Genomic DNA, 5,566 nt, shown 5'->3' on the forward strand with positions numbered 1-5,566 from the left:
ATTACAATGTTTTATCCTAACTTCTGATACGCTTCGACATTGATCTAAAAATAGGTAGTGGTTTGAAAAGTATGCTGGAATATTATCAAATAATCCAATGACAGTTAAATATTTAAATATCAATATATTAAAAGAAGTGTTTTTTGTAAGAGTATGTTTAGCATACTTTTCAAACCACTACCGAATTTTGATTTTTTTGAATTTTAAAAACATATTAAAATCATAGCGTTATTTTTCTACTAATAGAAAAAATCACGTAAAACAGAATGTTGCAAAAGTCTCAGAAGGTGGATCTCTATTTCAGTAAAGTATATAGCCAACTTCCCAAAAAATGCATACAACGTTAACTCAATATCCACTTTGAAAACAGCATCCTATTTCCAAGTACGGTGTGCATTTTGTGGGAGTCCTGCTATATAGTGGTTTGAGGAATGGTTTATTGTTGAATAGAGAGTAGGGCAGATAAAAGCGTTTGATGATTGCCAACGATTATCTTATCTAATAAATCAACAATTTGATGTAGGCGTGTTAAATTTTTAGGCGTATTTTTCCAAGCTTCTTCAGCAATGGGTAATAAACCACTGATTTTAGGGAGCTGACCTGTTTGGTTCATAAACGCGTGCATCTTGGGAATATAAACCCATTGTAACCACTCAGAAAAACTTAAATAATCAATACAAAAAGGTTCTTTACTATTAAGTGCCTCTATGCTTGGCTTTTGTGATGGAGTCTGCCACCAGCCAAGCATTTTGAGTTCCGCTTCTAGGAGTACTAATGCACTACGCATATCGGTTAAAAAAGGATTAGTATTCATTTGCTGACCAGTTGTTAGAAATAAAAAAATTTGAGACCTTTGCAAAATTCCGTTTTACACTAATTTTTGCTACTAGTAGAAAAATTAACACCATGATTTGGTAGTGGTTTGAAAAGTATGCTGGAATATTATCAAATAATCCAATGGCAGTTAAATATTTAAATATCAATATATTAAAAGAAGTATTTTTTGTAAGAGTATGTTTAGCATACTTTTCAAACCACTACCCATGATTTTAATATGTTTTCAAAATTTAAAAAATTGAAGTTTCTCTATTTTATGTTTTTTTGCAAAGGTCTCAATTTATTATGACATAGTCCTTAAGTCTATCACTATAATGGTTTTACTTTTTAAAACTAATGATGCTAATGATTTGTATTTATAGGATGCGAGAATTATAATTCGCGCCCAATGTTAAGAATTTAAGGAATCCCTATGCTAGTTACTTTTCTCATTATGTTGCGTGAAGGAGTCGAAGCAGCACTCATTGTTGGTATTGTTGCTAGTTTTTTAAAGCAAGGTGGGCATTCAAAGTTAATTAATCGGGTTTGGCTTGGGGTAATTCTTGCCGTATTACTGTGTTTAGCGGTAGGTTGGGTAATGTTTACAGGCACTGATGCTTTACCTAAAAAACAGCAAGGCATATTGGCAGGTACGATTGCTTTATTAGCAGTAGCTATGTTGACGTATATGACGCTATGGATGAAAAGAGCAGCAGGGGCGATGAAAACGCACTTGCAAGCGTCGGTTAGCTCTGCGTTGCATTATGGTAAAGGACAAGGTTGGGCATTGGTTGGTATGGCATTTTTAGCAGTTGTTCGAGAGGGGATTGAAACGGTATTTTTCTTATTAGCGATTGCTCAACAAAATCATACGAAAAATATGTTAATTGGCGCAGCATTGGGCTTGGCGGTGGCTATTGTTATTGGTTGGTTGATTTATGAAGGTGGCGTTCGTATCAATTTGGCAAAATTTTTCCGTTGGACAGGCGTATTTCTCATTTTTGTTTCCGCAGGATTATTTGCTGGCGCATTCCGAGCTTTTCATAATGCAGGTCTTTGGAATTTATGGCAAACACCATTAACAGATTTATCAGGTATCTTAAGTGAAAAAAGCGCATTAGGCTCTATTATTAGCGGTATCTTTGGATATAAAGATCATCCAACACAAAGCGATTTAATATTTTATTTGCTTTATTTAATTCCAGTTTTGATGTTTTTTCTTAAGAATAAAAAGAAACCTGGTGCAAGAATTAGTGTTCAATAAAGTAAATAATAATACTTATTATTATTGTTTTTAAGTTATTTTTACGGCATAATTAAATTGTTTTAATTCACTTAAGGAAAGTTATGAAATTGAAATTCAGAAGTTTTTTATTAACAGCGGCAGTTTCATTAGCTATTAGCCAACCTGTTTTTGCGAAAGAAGAAAAGGTGCAGGCGCTTCAATTTTTAAATACTTATGCAGAAATTGCACATGATACTTACAGTGCAGCGTTAAAAGATGCTAAAGCGTTACAAGTAGCGATTGATGCTTTTGCAAAAGCACCAAACGAAAAAACTTTCCAAGCTGCGAAAGATGCATGGTTAAAATCTCGTGAAAGTTATGGTTTAACAGAAGCTTTCCGTTTATCTGCTGGTCCTATTGATGCAGAAGAAGGTTGGGTAGAAGAAACCTATGGCAACTTAGAAAGCCAAATCAATGCTTGGCCGCTTGATGAAAACATGATTGATTACACCACTGACGCCGAAGGTAAAAAAACAGCTGGTAATATTATTGATTCTAAAGGAGAGTTTACACCGGGCGGTGAAGACGCAAAAGCGGTTAATGTAGATAAAATTACCAAAGAAGCGATTACTGAATTAAATGAAAATGGTGGCGAAGCGAACGTTGCTTCTGGATATCACGCCATTGAGTTTTTACTTTGGGGACAAGATCAAGACTACAATAACTTTATTGAAGATAAAGTTACTAATGGTGCGATGGTTGCAGGTCAACGTCCATTATCAGACTTTACCACCGATAAATTTGCGCAACGCCGTTTAGATTATTTAAAAGCAGCAGCTAGCAAATTGGTTGATGATTTAACTGTAGTTAATAGCGCTTGGGATAAAAATGTAAAAGGTGATAATGGCTTATTCCGCGCCGCACTTTTAAATCAATTAAAAGGCAAACAAGCAGATAAAAATATTCCTATAGCAGAATCATTGAAAAATATTTTTGCCGGTATGGGGATGTTTATAAAATCAGAATTAGCGAATGAGCGGATTGCGGTTGCAGTTTTAACACCAAGCGAAGAAGATGAGCATAGCTGTTTCTCAGACAATACACATCGTGATATTGATAGAAACTTTAGCAGTTTTAAAGATATCTTAATGGGACAATATCAGGGCAAGAAAGTAGGTCCTGCACCTTATGACGCTTTGCCAGCTGAACAGAAAAAAGACATTGATATGCTTATCTCTGATATTGAGAACCGTATTCATACTATCAACGAATTAGCAACAACAAAAATGCATTTCGATTACCAAATTCACCCTGAAAATGAAGAAAGCGTGAATAATATCGTGGCATTGAAAAATGATTTGCGTAAATTAGGTGATAAGATGGTTGAGGTAGCGGCGGCATTTAACGTGTCATTGAATACAGATGATGTTACTGATCCAGAAGAAAATCACGATTACGAAAAATAATCTGACTATCAACCTTTTCTAGGATGAAAGATAAAGCCACAAGGCAACGGAGTATGGAAACTCCTACTGCTGAGTGGCTTTTTTCGTTATCAAACGTTAGCAATTGTGCGGCAAAAATATTTTTCTCACGCGCAGGTAATTCTGATAAAAACATTTTTTTTAAGGCATCACATCATGAGCGCATTTCTATCTCATCATCTGATAAAAAAATATCACAAAAACAGCTTACTATTTCTTAGCGTAATGCTATTACAACCTATTGCGAAAGCAACAATCCCTCATGACTCTGAAAACTTAATTACTCTAGGACGCTCTTTTTTCACCATTCCATGGGTAGTTGCTCCAAGCGCAACTACTGCACGCGATGGACTCGGACCTTTATTTAATGCCAATACCTGTACCAGTTGCCATGTTGACCACGGCGGTGCTGTTGTTTTAAATCAAGAAGGACAACCTTTGCGCGGTTTAGTATTTAAATTGAGTCAACCGAGCATTGACCGCCAAAAAGCACAAAAAGGCATGCCCACCATTGACCTTGTGTATGGCAATCAAATTGCCATTAACGGTACAGGCGCAGTCTTACCTGAAGCAGCAACTAAGTTAAAAATGCATACGAAAAAAATTGTATTTCCAGATGGTAGCGAACAAACATTAAGTTATTTTGAACCTTATCTTGACCAGCTAAATTACGGCAAATTGGATAGCAAAACTAAAATTTCCTTGCGTCAGCCGAATATTCTGCAGGGTTTAGGTTTGATTAGTGACGTTCCAGATGAAGAAATTGCCGCTTGGGCTGACCCTGAAGATAAAAACCAAGATGGCATTTCAGGGCGCGTGAATTATGTTTATGACATGACAACAGGCAAAACAGTACAAGGACGATTTAACTGGAAAGCCAGTCAGCCAAGTGTTTTACAACAAGTCGCAGATGCCGCTGCAAATGATATGGGATTAACTAATCCGCTTTATCCTGAGGAATTATGTACGCCTGCCCAAACCGCATGCCAAAAAGCCCCTATAGGACGCGCTGGACCATTAGGACATTTAGATTTACCAGAACGACGATTACACGCCATTGCCGCCTATGTGAATGCACAACCACCATTGCCTAGCGCGCCAGATAACGCACAGATAAAAGCAGGTGAAAAACGCTTTACTGCAATCGGCTGCGTGGCTTGTCATCGTCCTACGCTGACAACCAAAAATGGACAGTCTATTCATCCTTACAGCGATTTCTTAATTCATGATATGGGAGAAGAATTAGCGGATGCGAGAATAGAATTTGATGCTAATGAACGCGAATGGCGAACCGCACCGCTTTGGAATATGCAACAGCGTATTACTGCTGGACAGCGTTTTTTACATGACGCACGCGCAGCCAATATTCAAGAAGCAATTTTATGGCATGGGGGCGAAGCTGAACAGGTTAAACAACGCTTTATGACATTACCCAAAGCGCAAAGAGAGCAGATTATTCATTTTGTAGAAACGCGCTAATTATCGGATTTCATATAAAAATAAATACTTAAATAATAGAATGCTTATCTTACCAGTAAAAAAATTTTCTCTAATAGAAGGCAGTGATGAAAATGAATAATAGCTATTCGGGAATTCTATGGATGCTGTTAACTGCTCTAAGTGTACCTATAGATAAAGGTATAGCGTATATTGGTATAGAAAAAGATTTAGAAAATTTATTCAGATTTGTGAATGCATTAGAGATTTATCAATATTCATGGGTAGAACCGATAAAGATCAGTTTTCTGATATTCAGAAAAATTTTTCTAGTGCTTTAACAGATCTGACTGATCAAGAAATTGATTTGATTATAGTAATTTAAAATAGAAACAAGACTAAAAATAGCGGAAACTAACAAAATGGCATATACAATTGAAATCCGACAAAAAGCAATGGCGTACTGGGACAAATGCAAAGACATTGACCAAGTAATACAAGCCTATGGCATATCACGCTCAGCACTATACAGCTGGAAAAAACTCCAAAGAGATACAGGTGGAACTTAAGCGCCCAATCTCAAGGCACAAAACCAAAGAAAAAT

At 36.4% G+C, this 5,566-nt stretch carries 4 protein-coding genes and 1 pseudogene; 4 read left to right on the plus strand and 1 reads right to left on the minus strand.

Annotated features, from left to right (window positions below; genetic code table 11):
* Nucleotides 1-436: 436 nt before the first annotated feature.
* Complete coding sequence (locus A5N85_RS12065) at nt 437-859, minus strand: YqcC family protein (RefSeq protein WP_249023975.1); 423 nt, start codon at nt 857-859, stop codon at nt 437-439.
* A 390-nt stretch (nt 860-1,249) separates the two neighbouring features.
* On the opposite strand from A5N85_RS12065, the gene efeU reads away from it, so the two are divergent.
* The 4 genes and pseudogenes from efeU to A5N85_RS12095 form a co-directional block, all read left to right on the plus strand.
* Nucleotides 1,250-2,080: an iron uptake transporter permease EfeU gene (gene efeU / locus A5N85_RS12070; protein WP_072577440.1), complete on the plus strand. Its 831-nt coding sequence runs from the start codon at nt 1,250-1,252 to the stop codon at nt 2,078-2,080.
* Between the two features lie 83 nt (nt 2,081-2,163).
* On the plus strand, nt 2,164-3,507 hold the full coding sequence (locus A5N85_RS12075) for an imelysin family protein (protein WP_072577441.1): 1,344 nt from the start codon (nt 2,164-2,166) through the stop codon (nt 3,505-3,507).
* A gap of 174 nt (nt 3,508-3,681) precedes the next feature.
* Entirely contained in the window at nt 3,682-5,004 is a 1,323-nt protein-coding gene (locus tag A5N85_RS12085; protein WP_084601780.1) for a di-heme oxidoredictase family protein, read from the plus strand.
* 380 nt (nt 5,005-5,384) lie between these two features.
* A pseudogene (locus A5N85_RS12095) lies at nt 5,385-5,566 on the plus strand (IS630 transposase-related protein); the annotation flags it as partial.

It is taken from the genome of Suttonella ornithocola (genome assembly GCF_001889065.1).
In the GTDB taxonomy this organism is placed as follows: Bacteria; Pseudomonadota; Gammaproteobacteria; order Cardiobacteriales; family Cardiobacteriaceae; genus Suttonella_A; species Suttonella_A ornithocola.